The sequence below is a fragment of the Micromonospora sp. LH3U1 genome, assembly GCF_028475105.1.
GTDB lineage: Bacteria > Actinomycetota > Actinomycetes > Mycobacteriales > Micromonosporaceae > Micromonospora.
The window spans coordinates 5931642-5950607 of sequence record NZ_CP116936.1; the positions used below are offsets into that span (position 1 = coordinate 5931642).

The following is an 18966-nucleotide window of genomic DNA, read 5'->3' on the forward strand; positions in this document are numbered from 1 at the left end:
AGCAGCCGGTCGGTATCCCGACTCACCAAAGTCGGTGAGCAGGTCTCGCCGTCTGCGGCGACCTGTGGAAACTGCGGTGCGGCGTGGGCCTTTGGCAGGGGTGACGGGCTTACCGCCGAGAGCTTCGGGGTGCGCCGACCCGCAGGAGATCGCGTGCTTCGCGGCTGTGCTAGGTCTAGAGCGTAATCAACTCTTCCGACCTGCGGCAACAGGGTCCCGCTCGGCGTGTCCAAGTCTACCCCACGCAAGCCGGGCGCCGCTGACGTCTATCGGTAACTGCCAGATCTGCCAGTCTGTTCCCACTGGGAAGCCCGCCGGGGGCTCGCTGAGCGCCAGCACAGTCGGACCCGCCCCACTGACCACAGCCGCCACACCGGCCGCTCGCAACGCGCTGACCAGGGCAGATGTGCCTGGCATGCCGGCTGCGCGGTAATCCTGGTGGATCCGGTCGACGGTGGCCGGCAGCAGCAGGGTCGGGTCGGCGGTGAGCGCGTGCACCAGCAGTGCCGCCCGCCCAGCGGTCAACGCGGCGTCGCCGTGGGGCACGGTGGCCGGCAACGCGGCCCGCGCGGTCGCGGTCAATCCACGCTCGGCCGGGACGAAAACAGTTGGCCTGACCCCGTCGGCGACCGGCAGGGACACCGCCCGGGCACCGGTCGACTCGGACCAGGCCAACGTGAAGCCGCCGAGCAGGCACGGCGCGACGTTGTCGGGATGGCCCTCGATCTCGGCGGCCAACCGGAGCGCGCCCGCGTCGTCCAGCAGGTGCTCGCCGTCGGTCACCAGGGCACGGGCCAGCAGCACCCCGGCGACGATCGCGGCGGACGAGGAGCCCAGCCCACGCGCCTGGGGGACCCGGTTGACGCACTCCACGCTCAGCCCGTCGGGGTGAGCGCCGAGCACGTCGAAGGCGGCCCGCATGGCCCGCACCACCAGGTGCCGGTCGTCGTCGGGCAGCTCGCCGGCACCCTGCCCGGTCACCGTCACCCGGACCCCACCCGACGCGACCTCGGCGGCCACGTCGTCGTAGAGCCCGAGGGCGAGACCCAGCGCATCGAAGCCCGGGCCCAGGTTGGCGCTGGTCGCGGGGACCCGGACACGGACCGGCTCGGCGGTGAAGTTCGTCGGCACGCGCTCATGCTAGGTCCCGGCACCGACTGTTCGGTTTCGAGCCCGCAGCATGGGACCGCCCGTGTCAGCCGGCCGGGTTCGGAACCGGCTCGGCGGCCGGGTCGGTGAGCGAGAGCCCGCGGGTGGCGATCCGCCAACCAACCGCGTACACGAGGGTGACCAGCCCGCAGCCGGCGAGGACCACCCGTTCGTCCACCACGTCCACCACCAGGGCCACCGCCAGCTGGCTCACCGAGATCGCCAGCGTCGCGAGCATCATGTCGGTGGCGAAGACCCGCCCGCGCAACCGGTCCGGAACTTCGCCCTGCAGGGCGAAGTTCGACATCACCCAGTTGCTGCCGCCCGCGAAGTGCGCCACGAAGACCAGCAGCAGGACCAGAGGGAACCAACGGACCACCGATGCGCCCAGGTAGGACAGGCCGTAGAGCGACATCGACAGCGCGAGCCCGGGCAGCAGCCAGGCTCGGTTCGTCAGCACCCGACGCATCAGGATGGGCCCCACCAACGCCCCGGCCCCGCGCACCGCGAAGAGCAGGCCAGCTCCGAGCGGGCCGACGCCGTACACGCCGGCCAGCAACGGGAACACGGTCAGCACGCCGTTGCCGAGACCCACCGCCGACTTCACCGTGACCAGCGCGAGCACCCGGGGACGGTGACCGATGTAGCCGAGCGCCTCGCGAACGGCTGTCCAGGTCCGCTGGGCCGGTTGGTCGGCGTCCCGCGGTGCCTGCAACGGCCGGCGGATCCGCGTGGCGAGGCCCGCGGCCAGCGCCAGGCCCACCGCCGCCACCCAGAAGCAGACGTACGGGCCGGCAACGGTGCTGAGCACGCCACCGAGCGAGGCGCCGACCACGGTCATGGTGCCCCAGGCCGAGCCGGCCACGGCGTTACCGGCGGCCAACTCGTCTGGTTCCAGCACGTTGGGCAGCGCCGCCTGGGCGGCCGGCGAGTAGAAGGCCTTGGCGACCGCCACCACGCCGATCGCGACCAGCGCCAGCCACGCCGTTCCGGCGCCGCGCACGCCGAGTAGCAGCAGGACGCCCGCCAGCGCGGCCACGTTCGCGGCAACCATGATCTTCCGGCGGTCGAAGCGGTCGGCGATCGTGCCGGTGTACGGCAGCAGCAGCGCCACGATGCCGGTGTCCACCGCCAACACCAGCGCGCCCCAGACCCCGCTGCCGGTCAGGTGCGGCAGCAGCACCAGCAGCGGCACCATGACGAACCAGTCGGCGCCGAAGACCACCAACTCGGCGAGGAACAGATTGCGAAAGCTCCGATTGCCGGTGAGGACCGAGAGGGTGCTTGCCACGGAGCGGGACCCTACCCGTTCCGGGTGCGGGCTAAGCCCGCCCCAGCAGCGCAGAGACGGTGACGAACGTGTAGCCGCGTGACCGAAGCCCGTTGATCATGTCGGGCAGGCCGCGCAGTGCGACCAGCCGCCGCCGCGCTCCCACATCGTGCCCGAGCACGATCGTTCCCGGTCGGACACCGGCCACGATCCGTTGGGCGTGGCCGACCGGATCGTCGGGAAACTCGCGCTCCACCATCTGCAACGACCAGAGCACCAACCGATAGTCCAGCCGGGCCGCCGCGTGCAGCACCGCCCCACCCAGGTGGCCGTACGGCGGCCGAAGCAGTCGGGGTGGCATCCCGGTCGCGTCGGCGATCGCGTCGTGGCTGCGGCGCAGGTCGTCGTACGCCTCGGCGGCGTCCAGTTCGGCCAGGTCCCGGTGTTCCCAGCTGTGGTTGCCCACCTCGTGCCCGGCAAGCCGATCGCGGATGACGTCGGCGTGCCTCCTGACCTGCGACCCAACCAGGAAGAAGGTGGCCGGAACGCGGTGCTGGGCCAGGGTGTCGAGCACCATCGGAGTCCACTGTGGGGCCGGGCCGTCATCGAAGGTGAGGGCCACCAGTCGCTGCCCGGTCGGTCCCGACCAGACGACCTCCAGTGCGCCGGGCCCGACGTCCTGCTGCCCGTTACCGGAGGTGGTACTGGCTGAGCCACCGGCGAGCGGCACCCGACGATTGGTGATCCACCACGCCTCGGACGTCCCTGCGCCGATGGCCACCCCGCTGGCGACCAGCAGGCCACGGCGCAACAGGTCGCGCCGCCCCCACCCGCGCCCACCCTTGGTCATCCGCCCGCCCTGCTTCGCCCGCCACCCACACGCCTACTAGGAGTATGCAAGAAGTGACGCAAAGTGTAGGGTCGGTCGGATCGGAGTGTCTCGGCTGGTGAACCTGGAACGCCCCCGGCAGAACCCTGCCGGGGGCGTTCCGAGATGCGGTCCGACCTACTCGGTCGGCTCCGACGGAGGCAGTGGCGAGGTACGGCTACGGGGCAGCCGCAGCACCTCGAACTGGTCCGTGCCATCCACCAGCGCGCCGGACGGAGCCGGCCGCCCGGCCGACTGCGAACCCCCGGCCGTCACCGGGGCAGGGGCCTCGCTCGGCACCGCGACCTGGTTCGGGCCCGCCGCCTCGTCGGTCTCCCCCTCGGTCACCGCCGGCTCGCCGGAGCGCCGCCGACTGCGCCGATCCCGCAACGACTCCTTGGTGCGCTCCACCATCGTGTACAGCGTCGGCACCAGGATCAGCGTGAGCAGCGTCGAGCTGAGCAGACCACCGATCACCACGACCGCCAGCGGCTGAGAGATGAAGCCACCCTCACCCGTCAGGCCGAGCGCCATCGGCAGCAGCGCGAAGATGGTCGCCACCGCGGTCATCAGGATGGGGCGCAGCCGGCGCCGGCCGCCCTCGACCACCGCCTCGCGGACCCCCATGCCCTGCGCCCGGTACTGGTTGATCAGGTCGAGCAGCACGATGGCGTTGGTCACCACGATGCCGACCAGCATCAGCACACCGATCAACGCCGGCACGCCCAGCGGCGTCCCGGTGGCCAGCAGCAGGCCGATCGCGCCGGTCGCCGCGAACGGGATGGAGATCAGCAGGATCAGCGCCTGGGTGAGGCTCCGGAAGGTGGCCACCATGATCAGGAAGACAATCGCGATGGCGGCAAGGACCGCCAGGCCCAGGTCGCCGAAGGCGTCCGCCTGGTCCGCGCTGACGCCGCCAATGGTGAAGGTCGCCCCCGGTACGTTGATCGCGTCCAGCCGCTTCTGCAGCTCCGTGCTGGTCGCCCCGAGGTTCGAGCCGGTCGCCGTGCCGGACACCGAGACGCTGCGTTCGCCGTCGATCCGGGTGACCTGCTGCGGCCCCTCGGCCCGGCTGACCTTCGCGATGTCGCCCAGCTTGACCGGGCCGATCGGCAGGGCGTTCAACTGCTCCACCGACATCGGCGACTGCGTGCCCAGCCGCAGCACCACGTTCTGCTGCTGGCCATCGAGCGCGACCTGACCCAGCGGCGCCCCACGGAACGCCTGCGCCACGAACTGACCCACGGCGGCCTCGGTGAGCCCGGCCCGACCGGCGGCGACCCGGTCGACGGTCACGTCGACCCGCGGCACCCGCTCGGCAAGGCTGGTGGAGACGTCCTCGACGTCCGGGACACCGGCCATCGCCGCCCGCGCCTCCTCGGTGGCCCGGGTCAGCACCTCCGGGTCGCTGCCCTGGACGATCACCTCGAGCTGGTTGGTCGACGCCTCCTGCCCGCCACCGAACTTGATCTCGCCCAGTCCCGTGCCGAGCTTGTCGAACTCCGTGCGCAGCACCTCACGCATCCGCTTCGCGTCGGTGTCACCATCGAGCGCCAGAGACCACGTCGCGATGTTGTTGCCGCCGCCCGCGAACGGGTTGTCCCCGCCGCCGGCGGTCACCTGGTACGTCTCCACACCCTCGGTACGGGACAGCACCGACTCGACCTGCTTGGCCGCCGCGTCGGTGGCCGCCAGGCCACTGCCGGCCGGCAGTTCCTGGCTCATGTTGAGGGTGTCCTGGCCGGAGTCGTCCAGGAAGTTGGTCTCCAGCTTCTGCGCGAGGCCGAAGGTGCCGAAGAGCACCAGCAGGCCGAGCCCGACGGTGATCCAGCGGGTGGACCGCTTGCGGGTGGCGAACCCGATCACCGGCAGGTACGCCCGCTGCAACGGGCTGCGCAGCTCCTTCTCCTCCGCGCCGCGCCGCACCGCCTCGTCGTCGGCGGTGCCGCCGCGCGGCTTGAGGAACCAGTACGCCAGCACCGGGATCACGGTCAGCGACACCAGCAGCGACGCCAGCAGGGCCACCGTCACGGTGATCGCGAAGGGCGCGAAGAGCTGCCCGACGAACCCGCCGACCAGCGCGATCGGCGCGAACACCGCCACCGTGGTGAGGGTGGACGCGGTCACCGCACCGGCCACCTCTCGGACGCCGGTGATGATCGCGTGCTGCTTCTCCTCGCCGTACTCCAGGTGTCGTTTGATGTTCTCCAACACCACGATCGAGTCGTCCACCACCCGGCCGACCGCGATGGTCAACGCGCCGAGGGTGAGCAGGTTGAGCGAGTAGTCACCGATCCACAGGGCGATCAGCGCCACCAGCACGGAGAGCGGGATGGAAACGGCGGTGACCACCGTCGAGCGCACCGACAGCAGGAAGACCAGGATGACGATGACCGCCATAACCAGGCCCAGCAGGCCCTCGGTGGTCAGCGACTCGATCGACTTCTCGACGAACGGCGCCTGGTCGAAGGCCACGGTCAACTCCGCGCCGGAGGCGTCCTTCAGGTCAGCGAGCCGGTCGCGGATCTCGTGCGAGATCTGCACGGCGTTGCCGTCCGGCGCGGCGGTGACCGCGATGCCGAGGCTGTCCTTGCCGTTGGTGCGGGTGATCGCGGTGGCCGGAGCGAGCTGCTGCTCGACGGTCGCCACGTCCGCGAGACGAACGGGTGCCGCGCCCGGGGCGACCACGATGCCGCGCAGGTCCTCCAGGGTGGCGATCGGCGTGCCGACCTGCACCGGGAGGGCCAGTGCGCCGTCGGCCACCGCACCGGCCGGAATCGCCACGCCGTTGGTCTTCAGCGCCGTGCCGATCGCCGTCGGCTGGATCCGCGCGGCGGCCAGCTTCGCCGGGTCCGGGGTCACCACCACGATGTCGTCGCGGGTGCCGGTCACCTCGACCGTGCGAACCCCCTCGATGCCCTCCAGCTCCGGCACCACCGTCGCGCGCAGCTTCTCGGCGAGCGCCCGCTCGTCCGCCGCACCGGTCGCGGCCAGCACGACCGCCGGCAGGTCGTCGGTGCTACCCGCGATGACCTGCGGGTCGACGCTCTCCGGCAGCTGAGCGTCGATCCGGCTCAGCGCGGTCTGCATCTTGTTGACCACGTCGTCCAGGTCGATGCCGAACTCGTACGTGACCTGGACGGTGGCCGACCCCTCACGGGACGTGGAGGTGACCTGGTCGAGCCCCGGGATGCCCTGGAGTGCATTCTCGATCGGCTCGGTTACCTGCGACTCGACGATCTCGGGTCCGGCACCGGGGTAGGGGGCCACGATGAACGCGGCCGGGAACTCGAGCGACGGCAGCAGTTGCTGCTTCAGCGATGGCACGGCGAACGCCCCGAACGCCGTGATCACCACCGCGATGAGGGCGACGAGCGCTCGGTTGGCGAGGCTGAATCTGGCGAGCAGCGACATCGGCCTGGTTCACTCCTGAACGAGAATGCGGGCGGGGATACCCGAAAGTGTGCCGGACTCGATCACCCCGACCCCCGCCGCCCCCACGCCGTTGCACCGCCGGCTGCCGCCCGCCGGTCACCACCTGCCCGCACGGGCGGGCGGTGGCGGCACTCAGGCCAGGTCGAGGGCTCGGGCCGCGGCCATCGGGTCGTTCGCGATGGTCAACGGCGCGGGCGCTGTGGAAATCGCCCACTCCGGGTCCTTGAGGCCGTGACCGGTCACCGTGCACACCACCGTCGAGCCCGGCGGCACCGCTCCCGCCGCGGCCTGCTGGAGCAGGCCGGCCACGCTCGCCGCGCTGCCCAACTCGACGAAGACCCCCACTTCGCGGGCGAGCAGCCGGTACGCGGAGAGGATCTCCCGGTCGGTCACCGCAGCGATCAGACCACCGGAGGCGTCCCGGGCATCCAACGCCTTGGTCCAGCTCGCCGGGTTGCCGATCCGGATCGCGGTGGCGATGGTCGACGGCTCCGGCACGACCTGACCTGTCACGATCGGGGCCGCCCCGGCGGCCTGGAAGCCATACATCTTCGGCGTCCGGGTGGTGGCGCCGACGGCCTGCTCCTCCGAATATCCCATCCAGTAGGCGGAGATGTTGCCGGCGTTGCCGACCGGCAGGCAGTGGATGTCGGGCGCGTCACCGAGCGCCTCGACGATCTCGAAAGCGGCGGTCTTCTGGCCCTGCAGCCGGTCGATGTTGACCGAGTTGACCAACGCGACCGGGTGATCCTGGGCCAGCTTGGCCGCGAGCGCCAGGCAGTCGTCGAAGTTGCCGCTCACCTGGAGCAGCTTCGCGCCGTGCACCAGCGCCTGGGCCAGCTTGCCCAGCGCGATCTTGCCCTGCGGCACCAGCACCGCGCAGGTCAGCCCGGCGCGGGCCGCGTACGCCGCGGCGGAGGCGCTGGTGTTGCCGGTGGAGGCGCAGATGATGGCCTTGTTGCCGGCCTCGACCGCCTTGGACACCGCGAGGGTCATCCCCCGGTCCTTGAACGAGCCGGTCGGGTTGGCGCCCTCCACCTTGAGGTGCACGTCGCACCCGATCCGGGCGGACAGCACCGGCGCGGGCAACAGCGGGGTGTTCCCCTCGTACAGCGTGACGACCGGCGTGGCCGCGGTGACCGGCAGCCGATCCCGGTACGCCTCGATCAGACCACGCCACATGTCGCTCTCCTCGCCTCTACCGCCGTGCCGACCCGAGCATCAGGCCACCTTGGACCAGCCTGCCGGAGCGATCGATGGCACACCCCGGCCTACCCACCTGGCGGGACGGGGTAGCCGTATGCGGAACGCGCCCCACCACCGGGACAAACGACTCAGACCCCGCCCTCGACCCGCAGCACACTGGTCACCGACCGGACAATGTCCAGGCCGCGCAGCTCGCCAACGGTCGCGGCGAGCGCGGCGTCCGGAGCCACGTGGGTGACGATGACCAGCTCGGCGTCGCCGTCGCGGCCGGGCGACCCACTCGCCGAGCCCTGCCGCACGGTCGCGATCGACACGTCGTGCCGGGCGAACACGCTCGCCACCGAGGCCAGCACACCTGGGCGGTCGGCCACGTCGAGGCTGACGTGGTAGCGGGTCAACGCCTCGCCCATCGGCCGGACCGACAGATCCGCGTACGCGCTCTCACTGGCCGCGCGCACCCCGGCGAGCCGGTTGCGGGACACCGCGACCACGTCACCGAGCACGGCGCTGGCGGTCGGCGCGCCCCCGGCGCCCCGACCGTAGAACATCAGCTGCCCGGCCGCGTCCGCCTCCACGAAGACCGCGTTGAACGCGTCGCCGACGCTGGCCAGCGGGTGGCTGCGCGGGATCATCGCCGGGTGCACCCGGACGCTGACCGTCTCCCGGCCGGTGGAATCGACGCCCCGGGCCGCGATGCAGAGCAGCTTGATCGTGCAGCCCATCGCCTGGGCGCTGGCCATGTCCGCGGCGGTCACCTCGGTGATGCCCTCGCGGTGCACGTCGGCAGCGCCGACCCGGGTGTGGAACGCCAGCGAGGCGAGGATCGCCGCCTTCGCCGCCGCGTCGAAACCCTCGACGTCGGCGGTCGGGTCGGCCTCCGCGTACCCCAGAGCGGTGGCCTCCTCGAGGGCCTCGGCGAAGCCTGCGCCGGTCGCGTCCATCGCGGAGAGGATGAAGTTGGTGGTGCCGTTGACGATGCCGGTGACCCGGTTGATCCGGTCCCCGTGCAGCGACTCGCGCAGCGGGCGCAGCAGCGGGATGGCCCCGGCCACGGACGCCTCGTAGTAGAGGTCGCCACCGCCCTCGGCCGCCGCCTCGTGCAGGGCCACGCCGTCCTCGGCGAGCAGCGCCTTGTTGGCGGTGACCACGCTCTTGCCGGCGCGCAGCGCCTCGACCAGCCAGCCTCGGGCCGGCTCGATGCCGCCGACCACCTCGATCACGACGTCCACGTCGTCGCGCTTGATCAGGCCGAGCGCGTCGGTGGTGAACAGGCCCGGGTCGACCGGCAGGTCGCCCCGGTCACGGCCGAGCCGACGGACGGCGATGCCGGCGATCTCCAGCGGAGCGCCGATCCGCGCGGCCAGGTCGGCCGACTGCTCGTGTAGCAGTCGGACCACCTCCTGGCCGACCGTGCCACAACCGAGCAGTGCCAAGCGCACAGGTGACGTCATCCCACATCCAAAGCGAGCAGGTCCTCTTCGGTCTCCCGCCGGACGATCAGGCGCGCCTTGCCGTCGCGCACCGCGACAACCGGTGGCCGGGGCACATGGTTGTAGTTGCTGGCCATGCTCCGGCAGTACGCACCGGTGCCGGGCACCGCGACAAGATCTCCGGGCTGCACGTCGGCGGGCAGGAATTCATCCTTCACCACGATGTCCCCGGACTCACAGTGCTTTCCCACCACGCGGGCGAGCATCGGCTCCGCACCCGAGGCGCGGGAGGCCAGCGTCGCCGAGTAGGACGCGTCGTACAGGGCGGTGCGGATGTTGTCGCTCATTCCGCCGTCGACGCTGACGTACGTCCGGATGCCGTCGAGATCCTTGACCGTGCCGACCTCGTAGAGGGTGAACACGGCTGGCCCGACGATGGCCCGCCCCGGTTCGATCGACAGGTGCGGCACGGCCAGGTTCTCCGCCGCGCACTCCGAGTCGACGATCTTGCGCAGTCGCTTGGCCAGGTCCTGTGGAGTGGCCGGGTCGTCCTGGGTGGTGTACGCGATGCCGAAGCCGCCGCCCAGGTCCAGCTCGGGCAGCTCCGCCCCGCGCGCGTCGCGGATCTGCGACTGCAGGGCGAGCACCCGGCGGGCCGAGACCTCGAAGCCGCTGGCGTCGAAGATCTGCGAGCCGATGTGCGAGTGCAGGCCGCGCAGCTCCAGCACACCCTCGTCGAGGATCTTGAAGGCGGCAGCGGCGGCGGCCCCGCCGGCCAGCGAGAAGCCGAACTTCTGGTCCTCGTGGGCGGTGGCGATGAACTCGTGGGTGTGCGCCTCGACGCCGACGGTGACCCGGACCAGCACCCGGGGCCGGACCCCCCGCTCGCGGGCCAGCGCCGTGAGCCGGTCGATCTCGGTGAACGAGTCGACGATGATCCGACCCACCCCGGCGTCCAACGCCCGGCTCAGCTCGGCGACGGACTTGTTGTTGCCGTGGAAGCCGATCCGCTCCGGCGGCATTCCGGCCGAGAGCGCGGTGGCCAGCTCACCTCCGGTGCAGACGTCCAGGTGCAGCCCCTCCTCGGCGATGATCCGGACCACCGCCCGGCAGAGGAACGCCTTGCCCGCGTAGAAGACGTCCTCCGTCGGGAAGGCCGCCCGGAAGTCGCGACAGCGCGAGCGCAGGTCGGCCTCGTCGAGGACGTACACCGGGGTGCCGAACTCGGCCGCGATGTCGCGGACGCTCAGGCCCGCGACGGCGAGGGCGCCGTCGGCGCCGCGCGTCACCGACCGCGGCCACAGCGTCGGCAGCAGGGCGTTGACGTTCTCCGGGGTACGCAGCCAGGCCGGCCCGCTGTTGCTGATGTCCGCGTGCAGCGCACCAGCCTCGTGAGCGCGCATGTCGTCACATCCTCTCGGGGGCGGACACGCCGAGCAGGTGCAGGCCGTTGGCGATCACCGTGCGGGTGGCGTTGTTCAGCCAGAGCCGGGCGCGGTGCAGGTCGGTGACCTCCTCGTCGCCCAGCGGCAGCACCCGGCAGTTGTCGTAGAACCGGTGGTAGGAAGCCGCGACGTTCTCCTCCAGGTAGCGGGCCACCCGGTGCGGCTCCCGCAGCTCGGCGGCGGTCGCCACCACCGCCGGGAACTCGGCGAGCGCCTTGAGCAGCTCGTTTTCCTTCTCGTGATCGAGCAGCTCGGGGCGGAACGCGTCGGCGTCGCCCGGGACCAGCCCCACCTCGGCGGCGTTGCGGGCCACGCCCGCCGTCCGCGCGGCGACGTACTGCACGTAGTAGACCGGGTTGTCGCGGGTCGCCCGGGTCCACAGCTCGACGTCGATGTCGATCGGCGAGTCGCTGGAGTAGCGGGCCAGCGCGTACCGGGAGGCGTCGACGCCGATCGCGTCGACCAGGTCTTCCAGGGTGACCACGGTGCCGGCCCGCTTGCTCATCCGCTGCGGGGCGCCGTCGCGCAGCAGGTTGACCAGCTGCCCGATGAGGATCTCCAGGTTGCGCTCCGGGTCGTCGCCGAAGCAGGCGGCCATCGCCTTCATCCGGCCGATGTAGCCGTGGTGGTCGGCACCCAGCATGATCACGACCCGCTCGAAGCCGCGCTCCCGCTTGTCCAGGTAGTAGGCGCAGTCCGCGGCGAAGTACGTCCACTCACCGTTGGACTTGCGCAGCACCCGGTCCTTGTCGTCGCCGAAGTCGGTGGTGCGCAGCCAGGTGGCGCCCTCGGACTCGTAGAGGTGGCCCTGCCCGCGCAGCCGGTTCAACGCCAGGTCCAACTCGCCCCGGTCGTGCAGGTCCTTCTCGTTGAAGTAGGTGTCGAACTCCACCCCGAAGTCGTGCAGCGAGGAGCGGATCTCGTCGAACATCAGCGCGACGCCTTCGACCCGGAAGATCTCCTGGGCGGCGTCGTCGTCGAGAGTCAGCACCTCCGGCCGGCGGGCCTGCACCTCGGTGGCGATCTCAGCGATGTACGCCCCGCCGTAGCCGTCCTCCGGCGCCGACTCCCCCTTGGCGGCGGCGAGCAGCGACCGGGCGAACCGGTCGATCTGCGAACCGGCGTCGTTGAAGTAGTACTCCGTGCCGACGTCGGCGCCGGTGGCGCGCAGCAGGCGGCTCAGCGCGTCGCCGACGGCCGCCCACCGAACCCCACCGATGTGCACCGGCCCGGTCGGGTTGGCCGAGACGAACTCCAGATTGATCTTTTCACCGGCGAGTCGGTCGCTGCGGCCGTACTCCGCGCCGGCCTCGACGATCACCCGGGCGAGCTGACCGGCCGCGGCTGCGTCGAGCCGGATGTTCAGGAAGCCCGGACCGGCGATTTCGACTGATTTGACACCCGGTGCCCGGCCCAGCTCGTCGGCCAGGGCGGCGGCCAACTCCCGGGGCGGGACGCCCACCTTCTTGCTCAGCTGCAGAGCGAGCGTCGAGGCGTAGTCGCCGTGCTCGGGGTTGCGCGGTCGCTCGACCACCGTGCGCTCCGGCAGAGCTGCGCTGTCGAGCCCACGCTGAAGGAAGACGGCGTGGGCGGCGGCAAGGACGACCGAGGCGAGTTCTGCAGGAGTCACCCAACCATGTTATCGGGGGTAGACTCGGGCACTCGGTGGCTACCCTGCGCGTCATCCGGCCCGCCACTCCCCTGACCGACCGACTTGACGAGGCACGATGAGCATCAGCACCCCCGGTGGCCCTGAGCGCCGCCCGACCGTGGTCAGCACCGGCAAGAAGCCGGCAGCGGGCCGGCCGGCGTCCGGCGCCAAGGCCGGTCCCGCCAAGCCGGCGGGCTCCCCGCGGGCAGGTGGCAAGGGCCCACGCAAGCCGATCACCCCGGTCAAGGTGAGCCAGGGTCGGGCCTGGGGCCCGATCGCGCTCTTCGTGGCGGTGGGCGTGCTCGCGGCCGGCATCATCGGCTACGGCGCCTGGGCGTCGTTCCAGGGTGCCAAGCCGTGGGACAAGCGGGCCAACGCCATCGACGGCATCGTCAACATCCGCAAGTCCGACCCGGACAGCCTGAAGTACGAGGCGCACAAGGCGGGCCCGCTGACCTACAAGTACTCGCCGCCGGTGGGCGGGGTGCACAACGCCACCTGGCAGAACTGCATGGGTGACGTCTACGACGCCCCGATCGCCAGCGAGCACGCGGTGCACAGCCTGGAGCACGGCGCGGTGTGGATCACCTACCGCCCGGACCTGCCCCAGGACCAGGTCGCCAAGCTCGCCGGCAAGGTGCGCGGCGTCGAGAAGATGCTGCTGAGCCCGTACGAGGGCCTGGACAAGCCGATCTCGCTGCAGGCGTGGGGCTACCAGCTCAAGGTCGACAACGCCGACGACTCGCGGATCGACGAGTTCATCAAGGACCTGCGGGTGAACGCCTCTGTCGAGGGCCCGACGGCGCTGTGCAACACGGGTATCACCGCCACCGGCACCACGCCGCGTGAACTTCAGCAGCAGCCGACCCAGTAAGGACCGCGATGACTGCTCCCGCCACCACCGACAGCGAACACGACGAGTTCCCGGCCGCCCTGGACGAGGGTGGCCGGGCCCCGGCGCGGCGCTACGGGGTGCTCGCGCTGGCCGTCCTGCTGGTCGTCGGGTTGCTCCTCGGGTTCGCGGGCGGTCTGCTCACTCCGCGGCTCACCCGACCCGGTGACGCCTCCGTCGAGGCGGGCTTCGCGCGGGACATGACGACGCACCACGCGCAGGCGGTGGAGATGAGCCTGATCGCGTACCGGTCGGCGACGCTGCCCGAGGTGCGGCAGATCGCCGTCGACATCGCCACCGGGCAGCAGGGCGAGATCGGGGCCATGCAGACCTGGCTGCGTGAGTGGGAGCTGAGCCCGACCGGGTCGCAACCACCGATGTCGTGGATGTCCGACGGGGCCACCGTCAAGGACGGGCTGATGCCGGGAATGGCCACACCGCAGCAGATGGCCGCCCTGCGCGACGCCAAGGGCATCGAGGTCGACCGGCAGTTCCTGGCCTTGATGTACAACCACCACCTGGGCGGCATCCACATGATCGACGCGGCGCTCGGCGAGACCGACAACGCCGAGGTCCTGCGGGTGGCACGGACCATGAAAGCCACCCAGCAGACCGAGCTGAACAACCTCCGGCAGCTCCAGGCGCAGGCCAAGGGCTGATCGACCGGACGGGCGCACCGGGCCCGCGTCACCGCCGTACACCGGCGGGGCGCGGGCCCGCGTCATGTGTCGGCGCACGGCGAGACGCCCGTCCGGGGCGCAGACGTTGATCGCCACCCCTGTCCCCTATGGGCGTTTTGCGCGGCACAGGCGATTACGTTGCTTAGAGAGTTTTCTCCGCACATATCGTGACCAGTTGCGATTCGTGCTCGTTGCCCAAGACGTGGGGGTTGCACTCAGAGACGCACGGCGTTCGGTCACCAGCTGGTGCCGACGCCACACCATCGGTGGTGACGGGGCGGTGGCAGCCGTCCGTCGCGGACAGCGGCAGAGCGAGCCGGGAATGCTCAGCCGCGAACAGGAACTCGAACTGATCGACACACTGCGGGGCGTCCACCCCGACGAGTTCGGCCTGGACGAGGAGTTGTGGACTCGGCAGAGCCTCACGACGCTCATCCAGCGGCGATTCGACTTGCCGCTGGACGTTGGCGCGGTCGGGGCGTACCTGCGGGCCTGGGGGTTGGGTCCGCGGGAGCCGCGCGAGCGGGCCTGTGGGCTCTGCGTCAGCGCGGTTGAGCGCTGGGTCCGCAGCGAGTACCCAGCGATCACCCGAGGCGCTCAGGAGCACCTCGCGGAGGTCTACTGGATCGGCCGGATCAGACTGCGCGGCACCATGCCCGCAGCCGACGTGATCTCCGCGGTCTCTTCCCGCGGCCGGGTCCGCTTCATGATCACCACGCCGACCGTCGACCCGCCGCTCCCCCGCGACTTCGTGTTGCGGCTCAGCGGTGCGGAGCAGCGCACCGTGCACCTCATCGTGGACGGTTCCTGGCCGCGCAACGAGTGGCCGCGCCGGCTTCCCCGGCGAATCGTCCTGCACCCGCTGCCCAGTTGCGGGCGGGCGATCGCGGCCTGAGCGCCGGGTGAGCCGATTGCCGACACGATCGGCTCACCCGATACCGATTCGGCGTACACCGAGGAGGTTTGCTAGTCTTCTGCAGTCGCTGAGCCCCCGTAGCTCAGGGGATAGAGCACCGCCCTCCGGAGGCGGTGGCGCAGGTTCGAATCCTGCCGGGGGCACCAGAAAGATCTACCGACTTCGACCGGGCGCAGGAGCATGTTGGCTCCCCGCGCCCGGTTCTTGGTGTTGCCTGGGTTGAAGCAGAGCAAAGGTGTTTACCACCAGAGGGATCCCCTCCGGTCCGTCATCCTGATGCACTGGCGTAGCGGCGGGCGAGCCCGGCGAAGGCGGCCTTGAGCTCTGCGGGTCCGATGACCTCGATGTCGGCATCGAACCTGCCGAGGGCTGCGGCGAGACCGGCCCAGGACCAGGAGCCCTGAACGAGTTTGCAGCGGTCGGGGCCGAGTCCTTCGACGAGTCCGTCGCGGGTGTACGCGGCGACGACGGTGGCGGGAAGGTCGAGGATGACCTCGCCGACACATGGCCACGCCGGGGTGTCTGTGGAACCTCGGAACCGGCCGGTGATGAACGTGGCCACGTCTGCCGTGGGTAGTTGTCGTGGGGTGAAGCGTGGTCCGGTCGGGGTACGCGGGCTGATGCGGTCGACCCGGAAGGTTCGCCAGTCGTCGCGGTCGAGGTCCCAGCCGACGAGATACCAGCGTCTGTTCCAGGTGACGAGGTGGTGGGGTTCCACGCGTCGTGGCGGCGCGTCCGTGTCGGCGGTCGCCGAGGCGTAATCGAAGCAAAGACCGTCGTGGGCGTGGACGGCCGCGCCGATGGCGGTCAGCACGGTGCTGTCGACCGGGCAGTCCGGGCGGGTGGTGGGTTGTTCGACGGCGGTGACCTCCAGTGAGTCGATGCGGCGCCGCAGCCGACTCGGCATGACCTGCCGCATGGTGTTCAGCGCCCGCACCGCGCCCTCCTGGATGTCCGCCCCGGAGACGGAGGCCAGTCGAAGTGCGACGGCGATGGCGACCGCCTGCTCGTCGTCGAACAGCAGCGGTGGCAGCTGAGCTCCGGCGTCGAGCCGGTACCCGCCGTCCGGTCCCTTGAAGGCCCTGATCGGGTAGCCGAGTTCGCGCAGCCTGTCGACGTCGCGCCGCACCGTACGAGGGCTGACATCCAGCCTTTCGGCCAGTAGGCCGCCCGGCCAGTCACGGCGTGCCTGGAGGAGCGAGAGCAGTGACAGCAGTCTCGCCGAAGTCTTGGGCATGCATCCGATTCTCCACAGGTAGCGGCCACAACCTGACCTCTACCGCTGTCATCGTCTTCTCGTACCGAAGCAACAGCCACGGGGTCCACGACACGTCACAGGAGATTCAGCAATGAGCATCAACACCGTCGCGCACATCAACCTTCGAGGCAACGCGCGGGCTGCTCTCGAGTTCTACCGGTCCGTGTTCGGCGGGGACCTCGCCGCCGTCACCTACGCCGATGCCCACAACGTGCAGAACCCGGATGAGGCCGACCAGATCATGTGGGGCCAGGTCACGTCCGCCGAGGGTTTCCAGATCATGGCGTACGACGTGCCGTCCGTGCGGCCGTGGAGCCAGGGCGAGAGCCCGTTCTTCGTCTCGGTCCGCGGCAGGGACGCCGACGAGATCACCGGCTACTGGAAGAAGCTCAGCGAGGGCTCGACCGTGGTGGTCGACCTCGCACCCGCCGGCTGGGCACCCCTCTACGGCATGCTCACCGACCCGTTCGGCATCACCTGGGTGCTCGACGTCGCCGTCGCGTACAACCCCTCCTGACCACGGAGAACAGCCCACCGCCGATCCCGAGGGATCGGCGGTGGGCCTCGATTCCGCTCAGTGCGCCTCGGCCGGCACCAGCTTCGAGGGCATCTCCGGTGCCGAACCAGCGTCCGGGCCGTCGGCGCCCAAACGGCGCTCACGGCGTTTCAGCCACTGGTCGATCACCAGGTTCAGGACGAGTCCGGCAGCGCCCCAGATGGCGATGACCACCAGGTTCTGTCCGACGCCGACGCCGTCGAAATATTGCAGTGATCGGGCGATGTCGACCGCCGCGGGCAGTGGCAGCACGTCCTGGAGAGGGCGGAACACCTCGGGGACCAGGTACACCGACATGCCACCGCCGGAGGCGGGTAGGCCGGCCATCATCAGCACCACCATCATCGGGATGATCCCGGCCAGGCCGATGGTGCGGGTGAGGACTCCGGTGGCCAGGGAGACCGAGAAGATGGTCAGGGCACCGTAGCCAATCGTCTCCAGGGCGCTGCCGCTGATCGCGCCGATGAGGACGTCGAAGAGGAACCACAGCCAGACGGACATGCCGATCGCCCAACCGCCCAGGAGCGGCAGGAACTGGGGCAGGCGGCGCACGTGCGGGGCACCGCCGCGCAGGACGGCCAGGAACAGGAAGCCGGCCATGATCCAGGACATGCCGACGTACATGCTGTTGCTGCCGCCGGTGTCGGTCTCGCTCAGGGGTTGCACGTCGGTCAGCGTGAGCGGGAGGCCCTGGGCCGCAGTGATCGGCTGGAAGATCGAGCGGATGGTGGACTGCTGGCTGGCGTTGGCGGCGGAGGCCGAGTACAGCGTCGCCGGGGTGTCCGGTGCCGACGGCAGGACGAAGGCGGCGACCACGTCGCGGGAGCGGATCTGCTCGGTGGCCTCTTCGGTGGTGGCCGCGACGGTGACGTCGAGGATGCCGTCGAGCTGTGTGTTGAGACCGGCAGCGGTCTCCTGGGCCACCCCGGGGGCGGCGGCGACCACGACGACCGGGATGTCGTGCGGTTGCGGTTTGTGCATGGAGAACCCCATGGCACCCACGACGACCACGAGGATGGCCAGCGGGAAGCCGGCCGCGGCCACGTACCGGAATCGCTTGGAGCGCGGCGGCCCGCCGGCCAGAGCGGGGGCCTTCGCGTCGGGGTCGGCGATCGGTGGGACGCCGGGGATGACCTTCCCGCTCGCGCTGCGCTCCTTGAGCAGGCAGAGCGCGAGGGCGGCCACGATCCACCCGGCCAGCACGATCAGGTGGGTGCCCAGACCGTTGCCGTCGAAGTACAGGACCGAGCGCAGCGCCTCACCGGCCGCCGGGAGCGGCAGCACGCCATGCAGGAACTGGAAGAACCCGGGCATGTTGTGCACGGACAGGGCAAGGTTCGACGCGGGCATGCCGAACACGACCCAGAGCAGCATGCCGGGCAGCACCGCGAGGGGCCCGACCAGCTTGGAGAGCAGCAGCTGGGCCAGTCCGACGGCCGCGGTGGCGAGCATGCCGACGCCGAGGAAGGTGAGGTAGTGGCCCTCGACGGCACCCACTATGGGCCCGAGGATGAGCCAGATGATCGAGCTGGTGACCGCGGACCAGCCGGCCAGCACGGGCAGGAACCGTCGCAGCCGCAGCAGGTGGGGGACGCCCATCACCATGATGCTCAGTGGCACGTACCCGGCCAGCATCATGCCCATCGCGGCGAACAGGACCGCGATGCCGGCCCGGTCACCGTCGGGTAGCGGCGCGACGTCCTCGGTGGTGGCCTGCCAGTTGTTCTGGACGGCCACCGGCGCGAGCAACTGCTGGACGGTGGCGCCCTGCGAGGCTCCGGCCGCCGAGGCGGTGAGGATGGTGGCGTTGGCGCTGCCGTCGGTGGGCAGGACGAGCGCGCCGGTGGCTTCCTGGTCGTGCAGCAGGTCGACCGCGTCGTCGCGGGTGGCCACCAGCGTGGCCTCGGTGCTGTCACCCGGAGCGGCGTTGAGCCCGTCGACGACGGCCTGCGCCGTGGCGCCGCTGCCGACGACCGCTACCGGCATGTCCCGGGGGTGCGGTGAGTGCATGGTCGACATGTAGGTCGCGAACATCATCGTGACCATGAGGAACGGCATCACGAACAGGGCGACCATGCGGATGATCTGTTCCTTGCGGTCCGCGCCGGGCGGGCGGCCGTCCACCACGTCGGCAGCCTCGATCACGGCTTCGGTATCCATGCACGCTCCAGCTCATGTTTGTACGCCAGTTGACTTATAAACTGTAGGCG

General features: G+C 70.7%; 13 protein-coding genes, 1 tRNA gene and 1 pseudogene. 5 read left to right on the forward strand and 10 right to left on the reverse strand.

The window, feature by feature from the left end:
• Window positions 1–186: 186 nt before the first annotated feature.
• The 8 genes and pseudogenes from thrB to argS all read right to left on the reverse strand — a co-directional run bounded on the left by thrB (window position 187) and on the right by argS (window position 12433).
• On the reverse strand, window positions 187–1131 hold the full coding sequence (gene thrB, locus PCA76_RS27155) for a homoserine kinase (RefSeq protein WP_272613290.1): 945 nt from the start codon (window positions 1129–1131) through the stop codon (window positions 187–189).
• A gap of 64 nt (window positions 1132–1195) precedes the next feature.
• On the reverse strand, window positions 1196–2440 hold the full coding sequence (locus PCA76_RS27160) for an MFS transporter (protein ID WP_272613291.1): 1245 nt from the start codon (window positions 2438–2440) through the stop codon (window positions 1196–1198).
• A 31-nt stretch (window positions 2441–2471) separates the two neighbouring features.
• Window positions 2472–3269: a polysaccharide deacetylase family protein gene (locus PCA76_RS27165; protein ID WP_272613292.1), complete on the reverse strand. Its 798-nt coding sequence runs from the start codon at window positions 3267–3269 to the stop codon at window positions 2472–2474.
• Between the two features lie 375 nt (window positions 3270–3644).
• Window positions 3645–6701: pseudogene (locus PCA76_RS27170) on the reverse strand (efflux RND transporter permease subunit); the annotation flags it as partial.
• Window positions 6702–6854: 153 nt separating this feature from the next.
• Complete coding sequence (gene thrC, locus PCA76_RS27175; RefSeq protein ID WP_272613294.1) at window positions 6855–7904, reverse strand: threonine synthase; 1050 nt, start codon at window positions 7902–7904, stop codon at window positions 6855–6857.
• A 152-nt stretch (window positions 7905–8056) separates the two neighbouring features.
• A complete protein-coding gene (locus PCA76_RS27180; protein ID WP_272619658.1) occupies window positions 8057–9367 on the reverse strand; it encodes a homoserine dehydrogenase in 1311 nt (436 codons plus the stop codon).
• Window positions 9368–9375: 8 nt separating this feature from the next.
• The gene (lysA, locus tag PCA76_RS27185) at window positions 9376–10761 is read right to left on the reverse strand and encodes a diaminopimelate decarboxylase (RefSeq protein ID WP_272613295.1); all 1386 of its coding nucleotides are present in this window, start codon (window positions 10759–10761) and stop codon (window positions 9376–9378) included.
• A gap of 4 nt (window positions 10762–10765) precedes the next feature.
• Window positions 10766–12433 carry an arginine--tRNA ligase gene (gene argS / locus PCA76_RS27190; RefSeq protein ID WP_272613296.1) on the reverse strand — a complete coding sequence of 556 codons (1668 nt, stop codon included), beginning with the start codon at window positions 12431–12433 and terminating at the stop codon, window positions 10766–10768.
• Window positions 12434–12530: 97 nt separating this feature from the next.
• On the opposite strand from argS, the gene PCA76_RS27195 reads away from it, so the two are divergent.
• The 4 genes from PCA76_RS27195 (at window position 12531) to PCA76_RS27210 (ending at window position 15088) form a co-directional block, all read left to right on the forward strand.
• Window positions 12531–13328, forward strand: coding sequence for a DUF3105 domain-containing protein (locus tag PCA76_RS27195; protein WP_272613297.1), 798 nt, complete (start codon window positions 12531–12533; stop codon window positions 13326–13328).
• 8 nt (window positions 13329–13336) lie between these two features.
• On the forward strand, window positions 13337–14005 hold the full coding sequence (locus tag PCA76_RS27200) for a DUF305 domain-containing protein (RefSeq protein WP_272613298.1): 669 nt from the start codon (window positions 13337–13339) through the stop codon (window positions 14003–14005).
• A gap of 223 nt (window positions 14006–14228) precedes the next feature.
• Window positions 14229–14921 carry a winged helix-turn-helix domain-containing protein gene (locus PCA76_RS27205; RefSeq protein WP_272619660.1) on the forward strand — a complete coding sequence of 231 codons (693 nt, stop codon included), beginning with the start codon at window positions 14229–14231 and terminating at the stop codon, window positions 14919–14921.
• Window positions 14922–15013: 92 nt separating this feature from the next.
• Window positions 15014–15088 (forward strand) — tRNA-Arg (locus PCA76_RS27210).
• A gap of 122 nt (window positions 15089–15210) precedes the next feature.
• Here PCA76_RS27210 and PCA76_RS27215 read toward each other — a convergent pair.
• Window positions 15211–16179, reverse strand: coding sequence for a helix-turn-helix transcriptional regulator (locus PCA76_RS27215; protein WP_272613299.1), 969 nt, complete (start codon window positions 16177–16179; stop codon window positions 15211–15213).
• A gap of 112 nt (window positions 16180–16291) precedes the next feature.
• On the opposite strand from PCA76_RS27215, the gene PCA76_RS27220 reads away from it, so the two are divergent.
• A complete protein-coding gene (locus PCA76_RS27220) occupies window positions 16292–16717 on the forward strand; it encodes a VOC family protein (protein WP_272613300.1) in 426 nt (141 codons plus the stop codon).
• A 57-nt stretch (window positions 16718–16774) separates the two neighbouring features.
• Here PCA76_RS27220 and PCA76_RS27225 read toward each other — a convergent pair whose 3' ends face one another.
• Complete coding sequence (locus PCA76_RS27225; RefSeq protein WP_272613301.1) at window positions 16775–18916, reverse strand: ABC transporter permease; 2142 nt, start codon at window positions 18914–18916, stop codon at window positions 16775–16777.
• Window positions 18917–18966: the final 50 nt, after the last annotated feature.